Genomic DNA, 24,395 nt, shown 5'->3' on the forward strand with positions numbered 1-24,395 from the left:
GTTTCTGCGACTCGATTAACTAAATGTAAGAAGTCAACAGGTTCTGTGAATGACAAATGGTTTTACCTACTTTTGTCGAAACAAAAGTAGGTCGAGCCGAAGGCTTATCCTCAAATAAGATGAGAACTCGGCACGACCTAGTTAAGACTCAAAAAATCTATTGCCAAAACGTTTTTCCTGCATCAAAAAAAGCCTTCCAAGTTACATCCTGTTTGGCACGTTCACGGGCAACATTATCCATATAAAAACGCATCCGCTTGGCATCGTCAGCATTATCTTTTAACACTACACCAATCAACTGACGTGCAATCGCAGCACCACTCAAAGATTGATCACCTAAATAATAACCTTCTAAAGCAGCTGCATAAGCGATATTGACCGCTTCAGCAGTCGACATCACCGCATCAGGTGTTTTAATTGAGGTACCGTCTTTGGTTGTGCCTTGGCGTAACTCTTGAAAAACTGTGACCAGTAGATCAACCACAGATTCAGACATTTGAATCTGATCAGATAACTCTCCTAACTCGCGTTTCAACTGAGTCAGTACAAGCTCACGTTCAAAAACAGGATCAGCAATCGGTCGTACAGTTTCAAAATTAAAACGACGTTTCAATGCCGATGACATCTCATGCACACCGCGATCTCTTAAATTTGCGGTAGCAATAATATTAAATCCTGCTTTGGCATAAACACGACCTTGATCCCCAAGCTCAGGAATCATCATGGTCTTTTCAGACATTAATGAAACTAAGACATCCTGAATTTCAGGTGGACAACGCGTGATTTCCTCGAAACGAATGATCTTGCCATGCTGCATCGCTTGGTAAACAGGTGATGCAACTAAAGACTTCTCATTAGGACCTTCAGCAAGTAATAAAGCATAGTTCCATGAATATTTAAGATGATCTTCAGTTGTGCCTGCTGTTCCTTGAATGGTTAATCCTGAATCACCACTAATCGCTGCTGCTAATAATTCGGACAGCATAGATTTTGCTGTACCTGGTTCACCTACTAACATGAGACCTTGTTTACCCAGTAAAGTCACAATTGCTCTGTCGACTAAAGCATCATCACCATAAAATTTACGGCTAATCGCTAATTTCTCATCACCGAGAATAAATTGGCGTACCGCACGTGGTGAACGTAACCAACCTTGTGGTTTAGGCGCATGGTCATGCTCACTGATTATTGCAAGTTCTTCTGCAAAACGTTGTTCAGCACTTAATTTAATAATGTCTTGTGGATTCATATCTTTACCATTTTACCAAGGTGTTTTCTTCTGCCATTCAGGATCAAAACCAGAACATGCCTCAGCAACTTTTAAATAATCAGCATAAGTTTCAGCTAATAACACTGGCGGTACATCTGCTAAATTCATTCCACTGTCACGCCAAGAACGTACATTCTTTTTCTCAAAACTGAGGTCGTACAATACAGCTGCAAGATTTTCCTCAGGCACATAACTGCCACTAAAACGAATCACCGCAGATAAACCAATTTGGCTAAATGGTTTAAAGTAACTATCAAAAGAGCCACCATCTTCAATTGAAGCACGTTGATAGCCAAGCTTGGTAATCACTCCACGTAAAGTAAATGTATCGGTTAACCAGCCTTTACGATCCTCAATGATTTCCGCATGTGCTTCAAAAACAGGAAGCTGGTGTGTCATCTGCTCAAATAGGAACTTCACTTTATAATCTTTAAAATGTGCTTGCCATGCTTCTGCATCTTCAGCACTGATCAAAACACCATGTGCAACTTTGATTTGGCTATTTTGTGCTAATTCAATTTCATCATCTTCAAGATTTAATAAACTGCCGTCATCACTAGGACGGAAACTTTGTAAAATAGTACCTTCTGAAGAAACTTCTAACCAAACTAAACGTTGAATCAAACGTTTCATAATTGGGTGTGCAAACAGGTATTCTTGCCAATCCGTACTGCTCCAAGCTCGCTCACTACACATCGCTTCATATAAGCGTTGTGTTTGTAGATCAATCACTTGTTTAAATTCTTTCTTACTACTGCTGAATAATGATTTAGCTTCTTTAATTAAGCCTTCGTCATCACCTTGTCGTGCAGCAGGCAACGCTTTAATTATTTTTCCATCTTCGTTTTTAAGTACGAACTTATCTTTATCATCTACATAGGCAGTTAAGACTCGAGAACCATACTCTAGACTCAGTACACCTGCATCATCTAAGCCTGCGGTCGGAATTGTGCGATCTGCCAATTCATCACTACTCCATTGATTGCGCTCTGCGATTTGTTCAACCAATTGTTTCGCTAGATTCTGAACAGATGCAGTGCGGTAACGACGTGACAAACTCAGAAGTAATTGAATAATCAATGGATCATCACTGATTGAAAAACTACTCAACATCGCTTCGATTTGTGCACGACGTTGGTAATGTAGCTTCATATAATCTTGCAACAATTTCACCGCAACACTACCTTGCGTTTTAAAAGTAAGTGCCAACATTCCTTTACTTTTAATTGCAGAACCTAAATAAATTGCTAAACGCTCACGTTTAATTTCTTCAACCACTTCTTCCAATGTGATGTGTTCATAACGTCCATAATATTCAGGGTACTTTTGTCCCCAGCGTTTAAATGAATCTTGATAAGATGCTAAACGACTCGGTGCTTCTTTCGTTGCAACCTCCATCGCCTCTTCTAAAGTTGGATTACGAGTGTCTTGATATATAAAGCTTTGCAGTAAATACAATGCAAGCGTTTGTTGGCTTTTATCATTTAACAGTCCCATATAACGCTGTAACAATGCATTGGGCACAGGGTCTTTCAATTTGTCTGCTAAAACGACCCACCATTGAATAATTTGAGGATCAACTGTTGTACCATCTTGCCACTGCGCTTGAGGTAAATGCTGTAAATCAAACCAAGTAAAACTACTAGCAATCTTAGCTTTCAAACCCTTTTCAGCATCTTTGAGCAATGCTTTTGGCGAAAGATAAATATTAATATCTTCACCTAACTGCTCTAAAGCCGTCAGAATTGCAGCAATAACAACTTCTTTTTTCTCTTTTTTTAATAAATCATAAAGCGCTGTGACCGCAGAAGGATGTTGTAAACGCGCTAACCATTCGACTGCTGTAATACGAATTTCTTGTTTACCATTTTCTAAAGCTTCAATCGCTCTTAAATGAATATCAGGGAGTTTTTTTAATACTTCCTGAGCGTCAAAACGTAAACGTTTTCCATCACCCAAAGCGAACTCAAGTAATCGAGGAATAAACTGTTTAGGTACTTGTGGGAAACGTTGTAATAGAGCTAATGCCTTGATCGGATCATAATAGCGCCATGAATTTTGATTTTTACTTGGTAGTAATCCCAAAGCTTCAGCAATTAAATCAATGTTCTCAACAAAAAAAGGAATGACTTTTTCATCATCAGCAATTCGAGTGTTTAGTTCATCACCGCTATAGTTTTCTAGGTATTCATTTGCAATACAACGTTTACTACTCTCTTCTGAAATACCGACTTGTTGCAAAACTTGGGCTAACTGACGTAACTCAATTGTTTCCCAACTCTTAGTCTCTAAAAACTGGAAAAACTGATACCAGTTGATCCAATCATTGTTTCGATGCCCTAGCACCAAACGCGCTGCATGAATCAAACTAAACTCAGGTAACTGCTGTAATTTTTTTTGATAATTGGCAATTTCTTCAATATAGGAACGATAGTTTTTTTGACCATTTAGATGACCAAGAATTAATTGCCCAACATTTTCAACTTTGTCATATGATTTGCAGAAGTCTCGGTAGTTATTCTGTCTCCAATGGCTTTTGTATCCACCTTTCTCAACAGCTTTATTATCTTCAACTTCCTGTTCTGCAGCTTGACGATATTTTTCTTTTACTGCCAAATAATTATCCTGTAGAACCTGAACAAAACTTTCAGGAATGTCTTGAGCCTCAATCACTTCAATATCAGGTAAGGTATATTCAAGCTCGACCACTTGACCCAAAGATTCGAGTCGTTGTAAAGCAGAAAGGATATTTGCCTGAACTGATTTTAATTTTTCATTTTCTGCTGCTTGCTGCAAGATTTCCCGATTTTGCTCTCCTAAACGTGCTAGCAAATCGGCAGCGAAACTACGTTGTTTGCTTTCGCCATTGATCAAGAAATTTTGCAAATGTTGCTGGCTTTGAGCATCGTCAAGATGTGTGAGTAAAACAGTCGCTTGCTCGCGAACACCTTTGCTCGAACTTAATGCGAGCATGATGATAAGTTCAGTTTGCTGTTGTAATAAGTCGTGATGCTGAGCAATAAACTCTAGGAAAATCCCCTGCGCTGCGGCAGAAAGTTTAGGTAAAGTCTCACGAATTTCTTGTGCATAATCAGTGAAGAACTGGACACTATCCGAAAGCTTAAACAAGAAATTTAATTGATCGTAGTGATAACTATTTACGCCATTACGCTCAAATAAAGTCGTAATAAACCCTTCAATATTATTTTCAGGTTCAAATAAATAAAGTTGCTTTAATGCTGTAAGTGACCAAAGATCACGATGTGATTTTTTCTGACGATCATCAAAACTTTGATGATTAAAACTTGTTAATAATCCATCTATCAGTACATAGCTAAACCAAACTGGAGTTTGTTTAGAAAGTTGAGAATAATTACGTTGCTGAGTTGCGGCTTCTAAGAATTTTCCATAGCGAATAATCTGATCGCTACTCAGTTTTGAAAAGATATTGATATATAGTTTATAGCGCGCATTTTGTGAGGCTTTACATAGTTTTTCTTGTGCTTTAGTAAGCTCAGTTGATGGCCAATACCATCCATAAGTTCCAGGGCTACCTAGTAAGGCGCATACTTTATCTGTCGCTTGCTGCTGTAATGTCAATAAAACCTCTGGTTTTTGACCATTCACGATAAAGTTTAAAACTTGATTTGGTAACGTCGCCTCTACTTCAGATAAAGGTTCAACAATGGTACTGAGTAACGCCAAACTTTCAGAATCTAGTGAGTTTTGACTCTGCGGATTGATGAATTCAGCGACTTTATTCTTAATACTTTCAAACATAAAATAACCTCTTATTTTCCCCAATTTTTTAATTACTTTTGATTTTTTGGTTTAAAAATCAATATAAGATTTCTTTTAATTCCAAGATTCTATAACAATTCATCTTCATCCAACGACTATTTTCTGATGTTTTGATTATAAAGAAATATTACTGAGAGTTAATCGCAGGATGAGGCATGAACGACATTTATTGTCGCACCAGTTTTTTGATAAAAAAATGGCTACGTCAAAGTAGCCATTCTGCATTTAAACTCAATTAGAAGCAGCAAATTTACGAGCATCAGTCGGTGCAACGGGTGATTCATACGATAATGCTTTGGCTGAAACGGTGAATGGCTTATACAAAACAGAGGTGATTGAATATTTAAAAGCAGATTGGCAAGGTTTAGCAGATGTACAACTTGCGACACTAAACTGGGTAGATTGGTTCAATAAAAAGCGTGTACACAGTGCACTGGGTTATGTGTCGCCTTTTGAGTTTGAAGCAATGTACTATGATAAAATTAATCTGTTAGGTCAGGTGGCCTAACTTAAATAAAAAGTCTCCGACAAACCCGGTACGGTTCACATGTTCAAAAAAGCATTGTTCTTATTCAATATTTTCATAAAGAAATAAGAATTTATGCATTAGCTTAATTTAGACTACTCAGTAAACACTAAATAAAATGTTTACCAAAAAAATTTATAGCGCGACTCAAGACCTCTTGAGGAGCGCTTTAAAAAAATGCGTGGAAGCTTTTCCGGTCATAAAAAATATTTAGATGAGCAATCTGATTAAATATAGGGATTAAATCAAGTAAGATTTACAGTAATTAAAATTGTTGTGGCATCTATGAAAGATCATCTGAAATCTCTGCGCAGTGACATTCGTCGAAAACGTAAAAATGTCAGTATTTCACAACATAAAAAAAACGAACATCAGATCTTAAACAGACTTAAAAACACCCCACAATTTAAAACGTCTCAAAAAATTGGTCTGTACCTAGATGCATTTGGGGAAATACGTACTCAAAAAATTATTCAACTTTGTTTTCAACATCACAAAGATGTTTATTTACCCATGATTTGCAACATGAATCAGAATTTAGTCTGGGTAAAAATCAATCTCCAACAATATAAAAACAAACGCTTTTCCCATCATCCTTTGGGTATGAAAGAACCAATGGCTAGTCGTGGACATCATGTTTCAAAGTTGGATCTTTTGATCATGCCCCTACTCGCTTGTGATCATCATGGTACTCGAATTGGTATGGGTGGCGGATTCTATGACCGTACTCTTGCATCAGCCCGCCATTTTCCCTTTCGTTTAGGGATAGCACATGATTTTCAATATATTGAAGAAACTTTACACCGCAACATCTGGGACCAACCACTTGATGCACTCATCACACCATCTCACAAACATTATTTTTAGAGTTATTTGAATATTAAAACCAACTAATTTTGTCTTTTTTTATATTTTCTACTCTAAAACCCTTGTAATTTTTGAAATGCACATCACTATAAAAACATGGCAACACCGTTGTCACTCATTAGGAGTGCCCATGTCTGAATATATTTTAAATAATGAAACAAGCTTAGAGCCACAGGTTCCAAGTGTATTACCACTATTAGCATTGCGTGATGTTGTGGTCTATCCACACATGCAAATTGCGCTATTCGTGGGTCGTGAAAAATCGATCAATGCAGTGGATGTGGCTCGTAACGGTGACAATTTAGTATTTGTAGTTGCGCAAAAAGATTCGCTTACAGAAGAAATTGATCACGATAATCTGTATCAGTACGGAACTGTGGCTAAAATCGTTCAAGTGGTCAATCATGAGAATGATGAAAACTGCATTAAAGTATTGATTGAAGGACTACATCGTTCGAAGCTAGAGCGTATCATTGATGGTGAAGAGTATCTGACTGCTGAACATCATTTAAGCCCAATGACAGTGGAATTGGATCAAGAAAGTAAAGAAACTCGCTTAAATGAATTACGTACACTCTTTGCTCAGTATGCCGAAGCTAAACTTCGTAATGCACGAGAACTTATTGCGGCAGCAAACAAAATTGAAGACCTTCTGCAATTGATGTTCTTCGTTGCAACTCGTGTGCCTTTAAATATCGAAGTCAAACAGAAATTTTTAGAACACGATGAGTTCGAGGCACATTTACAAGAGTTGATGGGTTATTTGATGAATCAATCTGCTGAACAGCAAATTGAACAAACCCTACACGACAGCGTTAAACGTCAGATGGAAAAAAACCAACGTGAATACTTTCTAAATGAAAAAATGAAAGTCATTCAACGTGAACTGTCTGATATGAACGGCGGTGCTGAGGATGATGTTGCTGAGATTGAGAAGCGTCTTGCTGAAGCTGACTTACCTGAACATGTACGTAAAAAAGCTGAAGCTGAGTTTCGTAAACTCAAAGCAATGCAACCTGCTTCAAGTGAAGCGGCAGTTGTTCGCAACTATTTAGAAGTGATTCTAGATACACCTTGGAACAAGGCAAGCAAAGTCAGCATTAACTTGGCAAAAGCACAAGAAATTCTGGATGCAGATCATTACGGTCTTGATGACGTTAAAGATCGCATTGTTGAATACCTTGCTGTTCAATCACGTGTGAAAAAACTCCGTGGTCCTATTCTTTGTCTAGTTGGTCCTCCGGGTGTAGGTAAAACCTCACTAGGTGAATCGGTTGCTAAAGCAACAGGTCGTGAGTTTATACGTATGGCGCTAGGTGGCGTGCGTGATGAAGCTGAGATTCGTGGTCATCGTCGTACTTACATCGGTGCGATGCCAGGTAAAATTGTGCAGTCTTTAACAAAAGTCGGCGTGAAGAATCCATTATTCTTGCTCGACGAAATTGACAAGATGGCACAAGACTATCGTGGCGATCCTGCTTCTGCATTGCTTGAAGTATTAGACCCATCACAAAATAGCAAGTTCAACGATCATTATTTAGACCTTGATCTTGATCTTTCAGAAGTAATGTTCATCTGTACAGCTAACAGCATGAATATTCCTGAAGCTTTGCTGGATCGTATGGAAGTCATTCGTCTACCGGGTTATACCGAAGATGAAAAAGTAAATATTGCTGAACGCTACCTTGTTCCGAAAGCAATCAAGAACAACGGTTTACGTGCAAAAGAATTAACAATTCATGAAGAAGCGATTCGTGACATCGTGCAACGTTATACACGTGAAGCTGGTGTACGTAGTCTAGAACGTGAAGTGTCTAAAATTGCACGTAAAGTTGTTAAAGAAGCAGTCAGCAAAAAATCTAAAAACTTACAGCTTGATGTGACATCGGCAAATCTTCCTGAATACTTAGGTCCACATAAGTTCGACTTTGGCATCGCAGAAGATGAAGCCCAAGTAGGTCGTGTAAATGGCTTGGCTTGGACATCTGTTGGTGGTGAGTTATTGACTATTGAAGTCGCAGCTGTAAAAGGTAAAGGGAAATTCATTACTACGGGTTCGCTCGGTGATGTAATGAAAGAGTCAATTACCACTGCGATGACAGTTGTTCGTACTCGTGCTGATGAATTGGGTATTGAAGCATCACGTTTCGATGAAACTGATGTCCATGTCCACTTACCAGAAGGTGCGACACCGAAAGATGGTCCATCGGCAGGTTTAGCTTTGACTACAGCGCTAGTGTCAGCGTTTACTGGTATCGCAATTCGCCCAGATATTGCGATGACAGGTGAAACTAGCTTAGGCGGTCGCGCATTACGTATTGGCGGCTTAAAAGAAAAACTTTTAGCAGCTCACCGTGGTGGAATCAAACTTGTATTTATTCCACAAGACAATGTCCGTGACTTGGCTGAAATACCTAATAACGTAAAAGAAGGTTTAGAAATCAAAGCTGTGAAAAGCATTGATGAAATCTTACCTTTGGCGTTGACAGATACACCAAAGCCATTGCCTAAGACACCAATTGTTAAACCAGTTGAAGATACAAAAGCTGCACGTCATTGATGTAAAGATCATGATTAAAGAGAGAGCTTCGGCTCTCTTTTTTTGTTACACAATTTGATTGAAAAACAACCAATTTATTGCATAATAAAATAGAGTCGATAAAAATAAAGGCTAAAATTGACTCTGAAACTAATTTTTAGTGCCCTCTGAACTCCAGACGGAAGGCACTTTGATCGCAGCTCATACACATTTTGAGCTGCGTTTTTTATGGTGAGTATAAATTTTCTTTTTTTAGTTTTTATTACAGCTATTACTTAGATCTAAATTACCTAGCAACTTCGACTCAGTTTATAATCCGCATAAATTATTTTTACCTTTAAATTTTATGAAGATTCGTATTCTGACTATTGGGCAAAAAATGCCTGCATGGGTTCTCACTGGGTTTGAGGATTATTTCAAACGAATTCAGCCTTTCGTTCAAACCCAAGTCATTGAATTACCTATGGCTAAACGTGGTAAAAATGATTCAGAAGCAGATATTTTAAAATATTGTCAAATCGAAGGTGAGAGTATCTTAAATGCGCTCAAACCTAATGAAACCCTAATTGCACTGGAAGTCGGTGGCAGAGAACTCAGTACAGAAAAGCTTGCCGATACCATGAAACAATGGATGCTTGATGGTAACGATATTGCACTCGCAATTGGAGGACCTGACGGACATTCTGATGCAGTACGCAAAGCAGCAGCATGGCATTGGTCTTTATCTAAATTAACGATGCCTCACCCAATGGTTCGAATCTTATTAATTGAACAATTGTATAGAGCCATGAGCATTAATCATAATCATCCCTACCATCGTGCTTAACGTTGAATGTGGTTGTTCTGATTATAGAACAATCTGTTGAGTTTAATCCGCTATCATTGTCTTGATGTTTTTGTCAGGATAAATAGGTAATTTCGATCAGGTGCCCGATTATGAATGTGCAAACTTTACCAGGCTTATTTATCTCCCACGGTTCGCCTATGCTTGCACTAGATCCAGAGCAGGTTGGTCCTGCACTACATCGCTTGAGTATCAACTTACCTGAGCCACAAGCGATTGTTGTCATGTCTGCACACTGGGAAAGTCAAGTTCTTGAAGTCAATATTGCCACTCGACCAAATACTTGGCATGACTTTAGAGGTTTTCCTAAAGAGCTTTATGAAATTCGCTATCCAGCACCAGGATCACCAACAATTGCTGAAAAAATATTATCCATGTTTGCAGAAGCTGGTATTCAGGCACATGCCAATAGCACACGTCCTCGTGATCACGGTGTATGGATGCCTTTATTACATATGTATCCAGATGCAGATATTCCAGTGATAGAAATTTCACTGCCAACAAAAATGAATGCAGAAGAAATTTACAAGATTGGACAAGCTTTATCTCCCCTGCGTGAACAACAGATTTTATTAATCGGATCAGGAAGCATAACGCACAATTTGGCTGAGTTGTCATGGCATGCAGATGCACAAGTTCCCACTTGGGCTAGTACTTTTAGAAATACTGTCGTCAATCGACTCCAACATCAAAATTTTGATGCTGTCCTTGATTGGCCTTCATTGCCATTTATAGAACGTAACCACCCTACGCTTGAGCATTTTGCCCCACTTTTTTTCGCTATGGGCACAGGTCATCGATTTAATATCGTGCACAGTAGTTTCTCGATGGGCTCACTTGGCATGGATATCTATCGTTTCGACTAAAGATGATTATTTACCAAATATTTAAATCGAGGTTTAACAATTGTGTTTAAACCTCAGTATCTATTATGCTTTTCTAAAAATTACAATCAGATACATTTAACAAACTTAACCGCTAACTGGATTACATTTTCTTTTTTAAGAATACTTTAGGCTTAGGGCTGTGATTTATTAACTGTTGTTTTAACGATGAAAATTAAATATTTAGTTCTTGCTCTACTTCCCCTTTCTTTGATGGCTTGTCAAACAGTACAAAATGTAACTGACGGTGTAGTTTCTCAAATCAACTCAAATGCTGAAAAAAATCTAACTGAATATAATTGGACTTATCAAGGTTCTACAGCTTCAAAACCAATAGTGCTTTCATTTAACGCTGATCAAAGAGTAACAATTCAAACAGGTTGTAATAATCAAGGTGGAACTTGGAAAGTTGAAGGCAACAAAATTGTCACCTCACCTCTTGTTTCAACCATGATGGCGTGTGCTGATGATTTAATGCAACAAGAGCGTTTGTCATCTGATATTTTTAGCGAAAAGAAAGTACCTTTTTCACTTAGTACAAGCAATGATCAAGCAATCCTGACTGTAACAGACAGCAAAGGGCAAAAACATGTATTTACAGGAACTAAAATTGTGAATGCAAATGTATTAAGCAATTACACATGGTCGTACCAGCCGACAAATACACAAAAACCTATCGTTTTAACATTCTTAAATAATGATCGCTTATCAGTAGATACAGGCTGTAACCGCTTAAATACATCTTGGAAAGTCGAGAATGGTTTGATCGTGACAGGTGATGGCGCATCAACGATGATGGCATGTGAACCAGCACTGATGCAGCAAGAGAAGTTTGCAGGTGAATTATTACAAAAACGTCAAATCTCTTTTGAAGTGAATACTACAAACTTACACGAACCGACTTTGACGCTTACAGATGCTAAAGGTCAAAAATATAATTTCATCGGTAAAATGACACCTGAAACTAAATATCAATCAGAGCCTAAAACCGTATTTTTAGAAATCTCACCTGAAACTAAATCATGTACAGGCGTTGCACCACAAACTTGTATGCAAGTACGTGAAGTTAAATACGACGAAAAAGGTATCAAAACATATACTGATAAAAACTGGTCTTTATACTACGGTCAAATTGAAGGGTTTGAACACAATCCTAAGCAACGCGTGATCGTACGTGTAAAACGTTTTGAGATAAAAAATCCGGCCGCAGATCAGTCAAGTCTTGCTGATGTATTAGATATGGTTATTGAACAAGAAATCGTTAAATAATCATAATTTCAGTCAAAAAATCCGATGCAGATGCATCGGATTTTTTTGTTCAAAGATTAATAAATCCCTTGTGCCAGAATTGCATCTGCTACTTTGACAAAACCAGCGATATTTGCACCATCGACATAGTTCACAGTTCCATCTTCTTGAGTACCATATCGTAAGCAGTTTGCGTGAATGTCTTTCATAATCGCATGAAGTCTTTCATCAACCTCACCATGTGTCCAACCAAAACGTAATGCATTTTGTGACATCTCAAGTCCTGATGTCGCAACTCCACCAGCATTTGAGGCTTTACCAGGAGCATAAAGAATTTTCGCCGCAATAAATTTTTCTACGGCTTCTAAGGTAGAAGGCATGTTTGCACCTTCAGCTACACAGATGACGCCATTCGCTAATAAATTATCAGCATCAGCACCCGTTAATTCATTTTGTGTGGCACACGGTAGAGCAATATCAACAGCAATATGCCAAGGTGTCTGACCTTCAAAATACTCAAAACCATGTTTTGAAGCAAACTCAGAAATACGTCCACGTTGAACATTTTTGAGTTCCATAACTTCTGCAAGTAACTCATCTGTAAAACCATTCTTGAGATAAACAGTTCCATTTGAATCCGATAAAGTTACGACTTTTGCACCGAGGAACATGGCTTTTTCAGCAGCATATTGAGCAACGTTACCGGAACCTGAAATTGATACCGTTTTGCCATCAAAACTTTCGCCACGTGTTTTCAACATTTCTTCAGCAAAGTAAACCGTTCCATAGCCTGTTGCTTCAGGACGCATAAGACTACCGCCAAAGGAAATTCCCTTCCCAGTAAAAACACATGCAGTATCGTTACTCAACTTTTTCATCATGCCAGTCATGTAACCGACCTCTCGCCCGCCTACACCGATATCCCCCGCAGGAACATCTGTATTTGCACCTAAATGTCGATATAACTCAATCATCAAGGCTTGGCAAAAGCGCATCACTTCGGCTTCAGATTTTCCTTTTGGATCAAAATCTGAACCACCTTTACCACCACCCATCGGTAAAGTTGTAAGTGCATTTTTGAAAGTTTGCTCAAATCCCAAAAACTTTAAAATCGATAAATTAACTGAAGGATGAAATCTCATCCCACCTTTAAAAGGACCAATCGCTGAATTATATTGAACTCGAAAAGCACGATTTACATGAGTTTGACCTTGGTCATCCATCCAAGAAACACGAAATTGAATCACGCGTTCAGGTTCAATCAGTCGTTCAAGTAAACCGTATTGTGCATACTTAGGGTTTTTCTGGATAAATGGCCACAGGCTCATCATCACTTCTTCTACAGCTTGTAGAAATTCTGGTTGATGAGGATCTCTGCGTTTCACGTAATCCAAGAATTCATTTAAGCTACCGTATTTCAACACTCACCCCCGAGTCTATGATTCAAATTAGTGCCATTTTTGCACCAAAGTAGAATATCTCATAAAACAACTATAAATTACTATCAGACAAGCAAAGCACTTCCTCTACAAAATAAAATTAAATATAATTTTCAAAGACTTAATCCAATAAATATTCATTATTTATTTTATAAATGCTGAGAAATATACATGAATAATTAACAAAAAAGTGAAAATAACTAATTTTTAAAAATAAAATCGCACCAAAATAAAACCAATGAAGCACCATTTTAATTCAGATAAAAATGCTACTTATTGTTTAAATAAATCCACAGTCTCTAAATAAAGGATTATTTGTTATAATTCAGTTCTGCTCTTACTTTCACCTCACTGCTTCTATGTTACTTTCTGATCAGCAAGTCTCTCTTATCGTTCAAATAGACCAATTACTGCCTCAAACACAATGTGGTTTATGTGGACACCGTGATGGGTGTTTGCCATATGCAAAGTCGATTAGCGAGGGTGAAGCAGCAAACAAATGTGTACCTGGCGGGCAACCTGTAGCAGATGCACTCGCTCAATTACTTGATCGACCGCGTTTAATAGCTGAATCGAGTGTTTGGGATATCCAAGCTGATGGTCGCCCACAACAAATGAAAGCCATTATTCGCGAAGATGAATGCATTGGTTGTACCAAGTGCATTAGTGCTTGTCCTGTTGATGCAATTATCGGAAGTGGTAAGCTCATGCACACGATTCTGACAGATTTGTGCACAGGCTGTGAGCTCTGTATCCCTCCTTGCCCTGTTGATTGTATTGACCTCGTTCCTGATAACAATCCCATCCCCACTGAGGATCAACGTATTAACGAGCAGGACAATCTTCGTCAGCGTTACTACGCACATATTCAACGTGAAGAAAAACGTCGTATCGACCGCAAAGGTCCTGTAGTTAGAGCCGAAATTGACACTGAATTTTTCGCACAATTTTCACAGGCTTTGAAAAATGTTCCGACTATAACATTAGCTGAAAAAGCAAAAGACCATAGCGCACAAGATGCTAAAACTACTATTGAGCTCGCCAAAATACGAACTCAAATCAAAAAACTGGAAAAACAATTAAGTGTTCGACTTGATCCGCGAAAGCAAGCACAACTTGATGCCCTACAAACACAATTAAAAGAATTACAGGAGGTCTAAATGTCGAGTAAAAATATGACTAAGAAGCAAGTTCAGACTTTCTTCGAGCGCTTACGAGAACAAAGACCGACCCCACAAACTGAACTCAATTACTCATCTCCTTTTGAACTATTGATTGCAGTTATGCTTTCAGCCCAAGCCACTGATGTGAGTGTCAATAAAGCAACTGATAAACTTTATCCTATTGCCAATACAGCACAATCCATTCTAAATCTCGGTGTTGAAGGATTAAAGAGTTATATTAAAACCATCGGACTCTATAACTCTAAAGCTGAAAACGTCATTAAAACCTGTCAAATTTTAGTTGATCAATATCAAGGAAATATTCCAGAAACACGTAAAGAACTCGAAGCACTTCCTGGTGTGGGTCGAAAAACAGCGAATGTTGTTTTGAATACAGCTTTCGGGCATCCGACTATGGCGGTCGATACGCATATCTTTCGTGTCGGTAATCGCACTGGACTTGCGATAGGAAAAAATGTTCTAGAAGTAGAACATCGACTCATCAAAGTTATTCCAAAAGAATTCATTGTTGATGCACATCATTGGCTTATTTTACATGGTCGTTACTGTTGCATCGCACGTAAACCGAAATGTGGTGAATGTATCGTAGCCGATGTCTGTAATTGGAAAGATCGTTTTGAGTTTGGAGCGACAAAGCCCATCAAACTCAAAGAAATACATTAATCCTGATCTTTTTTAGTCTGCTGTAATTTTGGGTGTAACTGGCGTGGCTTGCCATATTTTTTATTTTCAATCGCCTGCTGTTTCTGCACATGACGTAGCATTTTTTGACTTTGGTATAATAGAAAAAGTAACAGTAAAGCACTTAAAATAACGACAAGGATAAGAACAAACTTCAACATTTACCTCTCCAAAATAAAAAGAGCCCTATTTAAAGAGCTCTTTTAAATTTGCTGTTTAGATTATTTATCCAAAATAGCAAAAAGATCTTTTTGAACTTCATCAATCGCACGCAAGCCATTCAACTTATCGTAAGTCGGTGCATTTTCGCCTGAAGCAGCACGACCTTGATAGAAGCCAACCAATTGCTCAGTTTCACTATGGTAAGAAGCTAAACGCTTACGGATTGTTTCTTCTTGATCATCAGGACGTTGTACTAGGTCTTCGCCAGTTTCATCATCCTTACCTTCCACTTTAGGTGGATTATAAACTAAGTGATATACGCGGCCAGATGCTGGGTGCTGACGACGACCAGAAAGTCGTTGAACAATTTCCTCATCAGGAACATCAATTTCAATCACGTGATCAATAGAGATTCCTGCTGTTTCTAATGCCTCAGCTTGTGGAATCGTACGTGGAAAACCGTCAAAAATACAACCGTTAGCGCAATCAGGTTGAGCAATACGCTCTTTCACCAGACCAATGATCAATTCATCGGATACTAAACCACCTGACTCCATAACGCTTTTCGCTTTTAAGCCAAGTTCAGTACCTTCACGAATTGCAGCACGGAGCATATCACCGGTTGAAATTTGTGGGATATTGTAGCGCTTACAGATCAACTGAGCTTGAGTACCTTTTCCTGCCCCAGGTGGTCCGAGTAAAATAATGCGCATAAAGAACATCCTCATTTAAAAACAATAAATCTTAAATTGAGCAATATCATACAGACTTATTGCTCAACCAACATCAAATTAATTATAAGAAAGCAACAAATAAATGGATTAAACCTGCTAAAAAACCAGTCACACCACCCAACACAATTAAAATCCACTCATCTTCCTGAAACGCAGGACGCAATAAGTTTTGGAACTCTTTCGGTGTTAGCTCACGAATACGATCTCTAAACATTTGAAAGATTTTCTGTGCACGGCTTGCATTTAATGCAGGATCACATACTGGCCCCATGGTAATTTCAATTGAGCGATCAATCAAGTCGGTCTTGAGTCTAGCATATTCTCTTGGACCTAATGATAACTGTAATGATGTTCTGACTAATGGGGTTTCCATGATTTCATTGATATGACGCTTGACAATTCGACGAGTTTTATCTTTCTTCGCCCCATACATCATTTCTGTCATGATCGATTTAAGCGTAATAAGGTCTTCCGTAACCACACTAGCAAACACATCAGAAACTTCTTCTTGACGTTTCATAAATGCACCTTGAACGTTATATGTACCGATTTTCAAGACTGGGACAATCCAAGGGAATTTACGATCTTTAGTCAGACGGAAAATCTGAGGATATCGAATATAGTGAGGTTCTATAGGATTGAAAACCATCCAAATTGCAATCCAGTTGGTTAGGAAACCCCATATTGCAGCCCAAAAAGGTACAGTCCAATGCCATGGCACCACAAACCAAACGATCATTTGGAAAATACCAAAGAACATACCAATCAATGCGCTGATATGCCAAATAAAATTGATTTCTTTTTGACCAACCTTTAAGAACATTCGTACCATCAAACGGCGATCACCTTCCATTTGGCGAACAACCATTTCTCGCATATCAACAAGTGACTCGACGTTCATGGTCAGCTCAGTCACAAGTTCTTTTAAGGTATTTGGTAATTGTTTATGTGCTTGAGCATAAATACGACGTTTAATCGAATAAGGTAGGTTTTCCCATAAAACAGCATTACGATCAATCATGACTTCGTCAATGAGGTGTTCAAGCTCGAAACCGACTTGCTCACCAATGATCATCGCCATGTCTTCGGGGTCCATTGCCTCTAAAAACTCTCGCAATGAGCCTAACTTAGATAATGTATTGTCAGTAATGATGCCTGAAATACGCCCTGCTTTACGAGGTACAATTCCTTGCCAGCCTACGGGTAATGGACCTAAATGGAATCCCCAAAAAGTAATTGGGTAAAATACCATTTTTAAAGCCATCCACACATGCGCCCATGTCACAAAAGCAGTTACTGGAATAATACTCAGAACTGCCCAAAAATCTGGGCGAGCGAGGAAAATCTGCCACAATTCATTGACGTAATCAAACATGCATGACTCTCAAAATTATTAGTAGATTATGGCTTGTGGGCTAAACAATCAGTACAGCACTTACAAACCAAAACTTAATGTATAAGAGAATTGAATCGTTGGTTCAGTTTTTTCAATTACTTCTCCACGACCATTTTTCATTCTCTCACCAGCACCAATTCCTACACTAAATGTGCTGATGCGTTCAGGGTTTAGCCAAACATAGGCTAAATCTACGCCTGCACCGAGACGTGCTTTTTCTTTTCCATTAATTTGTTTGCTTTCAATGTGCCCTGCATAAGCACCAATGTAATATCCGTTTTTATCTGTACCAGTTAAATGATATGGATAACGAAATCCAACCTGACCACCTGCAGGATTGTCATCATTCAAAAACACACCTGCTTTGGCATAAGCAATCCCATATGGATTAACCCATTCAACATTGCCATGTAGTAACTTTTTAGTGAAACCTGCACCAACATTCCATGTTGAAACTTTAGCGTCTTTTAATTTTGGCTCAGGTAAATAAGGATTTTCGTCTGCGTAAACAACAGTGTTCAACGACATAACCGCTAATAAAAGATAAAGTTTTTTCATTATTTTCTCCATTTTCCCTAAGAGTGTGTCTTAGACATTCCTATTTCAAACAGTTTCAGACTTTAACAGAATTATTTTGCTTCTAATATACAAGACCCTACAATTTTCATGTCTGCAAAGTCAAAAACTGTCGCACCATCATTTATATGATCAGTTGAAAAATCTACAGTAAGATCGTTCAACTTACGTTAAAATAGTCCACTTTCGTTCTCTGCCATCCTGCAATTTAAGTCGATACCCTATGAAACAGCACTTTCCTTTAAAAAATATGCAACAAGAGAAGCGCATTTATAAGGGTCGAATTTTTTTTGCGATTTCAGTCGTCGTTGTTTTCCTACTTTTATTGATTTGTCGTTATGCATATTTACAGATTATTCATTACGATGACTTTACAACGGCTTCTGACAAAAACCGTATTCGCTTGCAGCCCCTCCCTCCAGCACGTGGTTATATCTACGATCGTAATGGTGTATTGCTCGCAGACAATTATCCAGTATTCAGTGCCACATTAAGTAAAACTGATGTTAGCGACATAGACGGAACCCTAGCACGTCTTATTCCAATTTTGAGTCTCACTGAAGAAGATATTGAGCGTTTTAAAAGCCGCGTCAAAACTGCTCGAAAAACAGAACGAATCGCGATTAAGTTAAATCTCACAGAAGCAGATATTGCCAAATTTAGTGAAGTTAAATACGCATTTCCTGGTGTAAAAATTGAGACTCAAATGACTCGCTACTATCCACATGGCGAGTTGTTTGCTCATGTGATTGGATACGTTGGACGAATCAACGACAAAGAACTCAAATCGATTGATAAAGATTTATATGCTGGAACCAACCTGATCGGGAAAATTGGTGCCGAGAAAAGTTACGAAGAATTATTACATGGCACTCCAGGTTATGAATCTGTAGAAGCTGATGCACACGGTAACGTTCTTAGACATCTTGGTCGACAAGACCCTGTACGTGGAAATGACCTTTATTTGTCTATTGATTATGGTTTACAGACCATTGCAGCACAACAGTTAGTTGATCGCCGTGGTGCAATCGTTGCAATGGACCCTCGTACAGGAGAAATTTTAGCATTAGTTTCAAGTCCAAGTTTTAATCCAAACTTATTCGTTACAGGGATCAGTACTAAAGACTATAGTGGTTTACGGGATAATCCTGATCAACCTCTTTACAATCGTGCTGTTCAAGGTGCTTATCCTCCAGGATCAACGATCAAGCCAATGTTTGGTCTAGGTGGGATTCATTACGGATTAGTCGATTGGAGTACCGCAATCTCAGACCCAGGTTACTTCTCTTTACCAGGTGATAGCCATCGCTTCCGTGACCATAAAAAAAGTGGGCATGGTGCAGTAAATTTACATAAAGCCCAAGTGGTTTCTTGTGATACCTACTTTTATATTTTGTCGTATCGTATGGGAATCGACAAAATGAATACTTGGATGCGCCAATTCGGTTTTGGTGAGAAAACTGGTGTTGATTTACCAAGTGAAAGCTCAGGCTTATATCCAAGTCCAGAATGGAAAATGCGAACTCGAAATACGAAATGGTTAAAAGGTGAAACCATTTCAGTCAGTATCGGTCAGGGCGCATTTACAGCGACACCATTACAGCTCGCTATGGCAACGGCAATTACAGCCAACAAAGGCTCACATGTCACACCACATGTTTTGAGAGATCATAAAGGCGCCAAGAAGCTTCCTGTTCACAATGCTCCTGATGGAAAAATTCAGTTTAATGGGACAGATGAAGATTGGATCAATATGCACGCTGCCATGATTGATGTCATTCAATCTGGTACAGGTCGCGGGATCAAAGGCGGTCTGCGTTATTCTATTGCAGGTAAAACAGGTACAGCACAAGTAAAAAGTATTGCTCAGGGCAAAAGATATAACGAAGCAGCATTGTCCTCTAGACAGTGGGATCATGGTCTATTTGTCGGATTTGCACCTGCAGAAAATCCAGAAATTGCGATCGCCGTAGTTTGGGAAAATGGTAAGCATGGTGGTTCCGCCGCTCAACTTGCGCGTCCAGTATTTGATTATTGGTTGGTTAATCGTAAGAAAAATCCAATTCGTCCTTTGAACCATCAAGTCAGTGGTGGGTTAATGACAGCTGGCATCAAACCTGCAGAACTTCCAAGCGGTAGTGGTACATTTAGTTCAACAAATGCTCCTGCTTCAACTCCTGCTGTAAGCTCAACAGCACATGCCGATGGAGTATCTGAATAATGAAAAATCAGTTACGCATTATCGGAGGAGAATGGAAACGTCGAACATTACCGTTCGCATCTATTGAAGGATTAAGACCAACACCTGATCGTGTACGCGAAACATTATTCAATTGGTTAATGTGGGATATCCAAAATAGTAAGGTATTAGATTTATGCAGTGGTTCAGGAGCTTTAGCTTTTGAAGCGCTTTCTCGTGGCGCAGCTGAAGTTATCATGATTGAACCCGATGTCACTCAATCTGGATTTCTAAAACAAAATATTCAGCTATTAAAAACCAATAAATGTCAGCTCTACGTGACCACAGCACAGAAAGCTTTACATAAAATTAACCAACAATTTGATCTTGTTTTTCTTGATCCGCCCTATGGCTTGAATTTATGGCAAGAGTTAGCTGAGTCTGTGGATACAAAGATCTTAGCGAATGGTTTTATTTATGTAGAAGCTGATCGTGAGTTATCTGAACTAAAACTGCCTGCTTCTTGGAAAAAGGTTAAAGAAACCAAAGCAGGAATAGTAAAAGCAGGTTTATATCAGAAAATGCCTTAAAGGACTCTTAACCAAAACAATCGAACCATTTGTCCTCGATCAAACGGAAAACTCGACAAATATTCATATCCTATTCGATTGTCTTGGTTAATCTGATAAACGATGCCATAGCCAAGTGAAATGGATAAATCATTGAGACCAAAACTCATCGTGTCTCCCGTCCACACTTTTTGGTTCAGCTGGTCAGTTTGATAAGCCGTATAGTTATAAATTCTTAGACGTTCATCATGATAAAATTGATTGTGTAAAATTGAATAGTCCGTTTTAATTTCTGGATAAGCAGATTCAAACATCTCTTCAGTATGTTGATCCTCAAATCCAGCAAAAAAGTCGTATTGCTGTGCTGCTAAAAATTGTAAAGGCATCAAAAGACAAGTAAGTAAACATAGACGTCTAGCTAACATAGCATTCAATAAAAGTTTCTTGAGCATAAGCAACATAGAGTTTAAAAGTATGTGATAGTAATCAACGGATTTGGCAAATAACAATTCAACAAGTCCTCAAACCCAATTTTATAGAATCAAGTATACGTCTAAGTGAATTTCGGAATGTAGAAATTGCTAATGATGTCCAAAAAGATTATTTAATTTCATTTGTGTCTGACATAAACTATTAATTTATAGATTGAATTCTATATACAATACCCCCAATCTCATCATCTAATTCAACTCCAAAAAATTATGAAACGTTTTATCTTGTTAACGATAATCTTGAATTTAACAGGTTGTATCTTTGGTCAATCCAATGAAGTGAAACGTGCAGAAAAAGTTTTGCAGAGTTTTGAATGTAATAATATTGAAACCAACCAAATTGCAACCTCATCAATTACCAATTTTCATCAGCAAACTTTGGCTGCAAACAAGTCAAAAGCATCAACATATGTTGAGCAATACAAAAATGGCGAAGATCTCTTTGACATACCACTCGATGAAGTAGTACAACAAAAATATCAACTTTATAAACAAGCATGTCAAGCACTTGGTGGTGTTGCACCTAGAACTGAGCCTGTAATAGTAACCAATAATCATGAGGATACTAGCGGGGCTTGATAGCGAATTGGATCGCTTCGCATGATAGAACAACAAATAACTTTAAAACATTATATTGCCTTCGGTTTTATATGCCTCGCAGTCATCATCGCTAGTATTCGCCCACTTGAGTTTGAATCGTATCTGTTGCATCAAGCTGGCACGGTACTCATGTTGATTGCATTAATTATTGCAATTAAGAAAATTGGTATCGATTTCTATAGTTTTTGCTTATACCTTGCTTTTTTATTCATTCATATTGTTGGTGCACACTATTTATATTCATACGTACCTTACAATGAGTGGTTTCAAACGCTATTCCATATTGATTTGAATCAAACAATGGGATGGTCGAGAAACATGTATGATCGTTTTGTACATTTCGCTTATGGGCTACTACTCTACCCATTCTTCTACCGCTGTTTTGAGTTCTTCTTTCCCAAATCTAAACCCGTTGCAATATTTTTATTAGTTGTCCAATTTGTCATGGCATCGAGTTTAGTCTATGAGTTGATTGAATGGTGGATCGCAATCGGTTTATCGCCAGAAGATGCCGAAAATTACAATGGGCAACAAGGAGATATTTGGGATGCACATAAAGATATGTTTCTAGCAACTCTTGGTTCGATTTTGATTGGTTTACTATATCTATATAAAGAAAAAACTCTTATTCAGAACAAATAAGAGTTTTCCCCATGTTTAGAACATCCAATTTGAAGAGACATCTAAATCATTGAATAATTCTTTGAAAGATGTCTCAGCTAAGTCAGTTTGCACAGAAATCGTCTCCACAGTGCCTAATAGCGAGTTTTGACTCACAAGATTCTGATCAAACTCATTTAATAATTGATCTATCACATCTGTTTCCAACTTTTCTGCACTTAATAAATGCTCTAGCGGAATTGATAATTGTTCCTCATCTACAAAGCTATCCGATATGTTTGGAGCTCTTAAAAGACGATCTAAATTAACAGAGTCCACAAAAGAAGTTTGAACCTCCTCAATGATTAAGGAATCACTCAACATCAGCGCACTAGGTTGAGCTGGAGCTACAATTGTGAAATTAAAGGCATCACTGAGTTCACTGGTATTACCAGCTACATCTGTTTGAGTTAAAGTAATTTTGTGTGAGCCTAAAACTAAATCATTCGTTACGGTGTAACTCCATTTACCATTATCTCCAACTGTAACAGTCCCAATCGGATAGCCATTATCAAATATTGTGAGTACTGCTTTTGCTTCACCAATTCCTGATAATGTTGGCTTGGTATCATCGGTACTTCCACCTGAACTAACAGCGCCTTTAACTGCGCCAATATCATCCATTACCGTTTGTAGCAGAGGCTTAGTCGGTGCAATTGTATCTTTAGCACCAAATATATCTGTAGGTTCAGAACGATTTCCTGAAGAATCGATAATATAAATTTTGGCAATATTTTTATCTGTTAAAGCAGGTGACAAACTCAGACTGAACTTACCATCCGCACCAACTGTTCCAGAGCCAATAGTTGTTTGACCATCTGCACTTTTAACTTCTATTTTTGCATTTGCTTCAGCTTTGCCTGTCACAATAGTGCCATCTTGATTAAGCTGTGCCAAAGGTGAATCAGGTGCAATTGTATCTTTAGTTCCAGTCACAACTGTTGATTTCGAAACATTACCAGCACTATCAATTGCAGAGACAGCCACTTTGCTTCCATTCACTAAAGGTTCGTTTAGTTTTACTGTATAGTTTCCATCCTGATCCGCTAGACCAGTGGCAATGACTTTTCCTGTTGAGTCTTTAATCTCAATTTTTGCTTTGGCTTCAGTTTTACCTGTAATCGTTTGTGTATCCGAACTGAGTACTGCCGTTGGTGTTATCGGAGCAATCATATCCGTCGAATCATTTTTATCATTATTATTGTCGTCATCATCATTCACTGCCAACAAATAAAGACCTTCAGCAGCCAGAGCTATCAGTCCGCCTTTAATCAATTGCGATTTAGTGATCCCAAGATCATCTGCGGGTTCTGATACTGAAGAGACTTGTGTAGGTAACTCTGTCGAAACTTGAGGTACAGCTTGACTTGATGATGTGTAACGAACAAATTTGCCCGAATCATCAAATTCGGCAATCGAGTAGCTACCATCATCATTGCTAAGCGCCAATGTATGCTCACTGGCATTCATTTCATTGTAAAAATCACGAATGATTATTTTCTCGCCATTTTTTAAAGTAATGACTAAATCATCGCCTTGCTTGATGATGGATTTTATACTCTCTTGGTTGATACCTAATTGAATAATAGATGGCTGACTTAATATGACATCCTTGATTTGTCCATCTTGTAAAATGTTTAGGCTCGTCTTTGAAGAAACGATAACTCTTGTCATTATTATACCCACTGATCAATTTTATTTTAAAAACTTTAGATTAATGAATAATTAAGCACTTAATCTGTTCG

General features: G+C 38.2%; 20 protein-coding genes and 1 pseudogene. 12 read left to right on the top strand and 9 right to left on the bottom strand.

All coding sequences use genetic code 11. From position 1 onward, the window contains the following. Positions 1-157 precede the first annotated feature (157 nt). A complete protein-coding gene (locus tag Q9Q86_RS07875) occupies positions 158-1,249 on the bottom strand; it encodes an AAA family ATPase (protein ID WP_112986678.1) in 1,092 nt (363 codons plus the stop codon). A 12-nt stretch (positions 1,250-1,261) separates the two neighbouring features. Beyond that, the gene (locus Q9Q86_RS07880) at positions 1,262-5,050 is read right to left on the bottom strand and encodes a DUF4132 domain-containing protein (RefSeq protein WP_112986677.1); all 3,789 of its coding nucleotides are present in this window, start codon (positions 5,048-5,050) and stop codon (positions 1,262-1,264) included. A gap of 253 nt (positions 5,051-5,303) precedes the next feature. On the opposite strand from Q9Q86_RS07880, the pseudogene Q9Q86_RS07885 reads away from it, so the two are divergent. The 6 genes and pseudogenes from Q9Q86_RS07885 to Q9Q86_RS07910 form a co-directional block, all read left to right on the top strand. Continuing rightward, positions 5,304-5,579, top strand: a pseudogene (locus Q9Q86_RS07885) (integrase core domain-containing protein); the annotation flags it as partial. A gap of 303 nt (positions 5,580-5,882) precedes the next feature. Beyond that, entirely contained in the window at positions 5,883-6,464 is a 582-nt protein-coding gene (locus tag Q9Q86_RS07890; protein WP_004963152.1) for a 5-formyltetrahydrofolate cyclo-ligase, read from the top strand. Positions 6,465-6,594: 130 nt separating this feature from the next. Beyond that, positions 6,595-9,024 carry an endopeptidase La gene (gene lon / locus Q9Q86_RS07895; RefSeq protein ID WP_112987204.1) on the top strand — a complete coding sequence of 810 codons (2,430 nt, stop codon included), beginning with the start codon at positions 6,595-6,597 and terminating at the stop codon, positions 9,022-9,024. Between the two features lie 325 nt (positions 9,025-9,349). Further along, positions 9,350-9,829 carry a 23S rRNA (pseudouridine(1915)-N(3))-methyltransferase RlmH gene (rlmH, locus tag Q9Q86_RS07900; protein ID WP_004912481.1) on the top strand — a complete coding sequence of 160 codons (480 nt, stop codon included), beginning with the start codon at positions 9,350-9,352 and terminating at the stop codon, positions 9,827-9,829. A gap of 110 nt (positions 9,830-9,939) precedes the next feature. Beyond that, positions 9,940-10,713: a class III extradiol ring-cleavage dioxygenase gene (locus Q9Q86_RS07905; RefSeq protein WP_112987203.1), complete on the top strand. Its 774-nt coding sequence runs from the start codon at positions 9,940-9,942 to the stop codon at positions 10,711-10,713. 186 nt (positions 10,714-10,899) lie between these two features. After that, positions 10,900-12,000, top strand: coding sequence for an META and DUF4377 domain-containing protein (locus Q9Q86_RS07910; protein ID WP_112987202.1), 1,101 nt, complete (start codon positions 10,900-10,902; stop codon positions 11,998-12,000). Between the two features lie 56 nt (positions 12,001-12,056). Here the strand turns inward: Q9Q86_RS07910 and gdhA are convergent, their stop codons facing one another. Beyond that, a complete protein-coding gene (gene gdhA / locus Q9Q86_RS07915; RefSeq protein WP_112987201.1) occupies positions 12,057-13,403 on the bottom strand; it encodes an NADP-specific glutamate dehydrogenase in 1,347 nt (448 codons plus the stop codon). Between the two features lie 374 nt (positions 13,404-13,777). On the opposite strand from gdhA, the gene Q9Q86_RS07920 reads away from it, so the two are divergent. Both Q9Q86_RS07920 and nth read left to right on the top strand, forming a co-directional pair. Next, complete coding sequence (locus tag Q9Q86_RS07920) at positions 13,778-14,578, top strand: RnfABCDGE type electron transport complex subunit B (RefSeq protein ID WP_112987200.1); 801 nt, start codon at positions 13,778-13,780, stop codon at positions 14,576-14,578. Further along, positions 14,579-15,265: an endonuclease III gene (gene nth, locus Q9Q86_RS07925; RefSeq protein ID WP_004956303.1), complete on the top strand. Its 687-nt coding sequence runs from the start codon at positions 14,579-14,581 to the stop codon at positions 15,263-15,265. It begins immediately after the preceding gene. On the opposite strand, the gene Q9Q86_RS07930 is transcribed toward nth, so the two are convergent. The 4 genes from Q9Q86_RS07930 to Q9Q86_RS07945 all read right to left on the bottom strand — a co-directional run bounded on the left by Q9Q86_RS07930 (position 15,262) and on the right by Q9Q86_RS07945 (position 18,133). Continuing rightward, positions 15,262-15,444, bottom strand: coding sequence for a hypothetical protein (locus Q9Q86_RS07930; protein ID WP_112987199.1), 183 nt, complete (start codon positions 15,442-15,444; stop codon positions 15,262-15,264). The genes nth and Q9Q86_RS07930 overlap by 4 nt on opposite strands. A gap of 60 nt (positions 15,445-15,504) precedes the next feature. Then, entirely contained in the window at positions 15,505-16,158 is a 654-nt protein-coding gene (adk, locus tag Q9Q86_RS07935) for an adenylate kinase (RefSeq protein ID WP_004912504.1), read from the bottom strand. 82 nt (positions 16,159-16,240) lie between these two features. Next, complete coding sequence (locus tag Q9Q86_RS07940; protein ID WP_112987198.1) at positions 16,241-17,554, bottom strand: hypothetical protein; 1,314 nt, start codon at positions 17,552-17,554, stop codon at positions 16,241-16,243. Between the two features lie 60 nt (positions 17,555-17,614). Beyond that, complete coding sequence (locus Q9Q86_RS07945) at positions 17,615-18,133, bottom strand: hypothetical protein (protein ID WP_112987197.1); 519 nt, start codon at positions 18,131-18,133, stop codon at positions 17,615-17,617. A gap of 241 nt (positions 18,134-18,374) precedes the next feature. On the opposite strand from Q9Q86_RS07945, the gene mrdA reads away from it, so the two are divergent. Together mrdA and rsmD are read left to right on the top strand one after the other, a co-directional pair. Next, the gene (gene mrdA / locus Q9Q86_RS07950) at positions 18,375-20,372 is read left to right on the top strand and encodes a penicillin-binding protein 2 (RefSeq protein ID WP_112987196.1); all 1,998 of its coding nucleotides are present in this window, start codon (positions 18,375-18,377) and stop codon (positions 20,370-20,372) included. Further along, the gene (rsmD, locus tag Q9Q86_RS07955; protein WP_112987195.1) at positions 20,372-20,920 is read left to right on the top strand and encodes a 16S rRNA (guanine(966)-N(2))-methyltransferase RsmD; all 549 of its coding nucleotides are present in this window, start codon (positions 20,372-20,374) and stop codon (positions 20,918-20,920) included. The genes mrdA and rsmD overlap by 1 nt, the downstream gene beginning before the upstream one ends. Here the strand turns inward: rsmD and Q9Q86_RS07960 are convergent. After that, positions 20,917-21,285, bottom strand: coding sequence for a hypothetical protein (locus Q9Q86_RS07960; protein WP_227540308.1), 369 nt, complete (start codon positions 21,283-21,285; stop codon positions 20,917-20,919). The two genes, rsmD and Q9Q86_RS07960, sit on opposite strands and share 4 nt — an antisense overlap. A gap of 315 nt (positions 21,286-21,600) precedes the next feature. On the opposite strand from Q9Q86_RS07960, the gene Q9Q86_RS07965 reads away from it, so the two are divergent. Together Q9Q86_RS07965 and Q9Q86_RS07970 are read left to right on the top strand one after the other, a co-directional pair. Continuing rightward, positions 21,601-21,969 (top strand): hypothetical protein, encoded by a 369-nt coding sequence (locus tag Q9Q86_RS07965; protein WP_004963179.1) that lies wholly within the window; start codon positions 21,601-21,603, stop codon positions 21,967-21,969. 21 nt (positions 21,970-21,990) lie between these two features. Continuing rightward, positions 21,991-22,632 (top strand): DUF2238 domain-containing protein, encoded by a 642-nt coding sequence (locus Q9Q86_RS07970; RefSeq protein ID WP_112987193.1) that lies wholly within the window; start codon positions 21,991-21,993, stop codon positions 22,630-22,632. A gap of 15 nt (positions 22,633-22,647) precedes the next feature. On the opposite strand, the gene Q9Q86_RS07975 is transcribed toward Q9Q86_RS07970, so the two are convergent. Then, complete coding sequence (locus Q9Q86_RS07975; RefSeq protein WP_039048251.1) at positions 22,648-24,324, bottom strand: Ig-like domain-containing protein; 1,677 nt, start codon at positions 24,322-24,324, stop codon at positions 22,648-22,650. Between the last annotated feature and the right edge of the window lie 71 nt (positions 24,325-24,395).

The organism is Acinetobacter sp. A22, from assembly GCF_030913345.1.
GTDB classification, from domain to species: Bacteria; Pseudomonadota; Gammaproteobacteria; order Pseudomonadales; family Moraxellaceae; genus Acinetobacter; species Acinetobacter junii.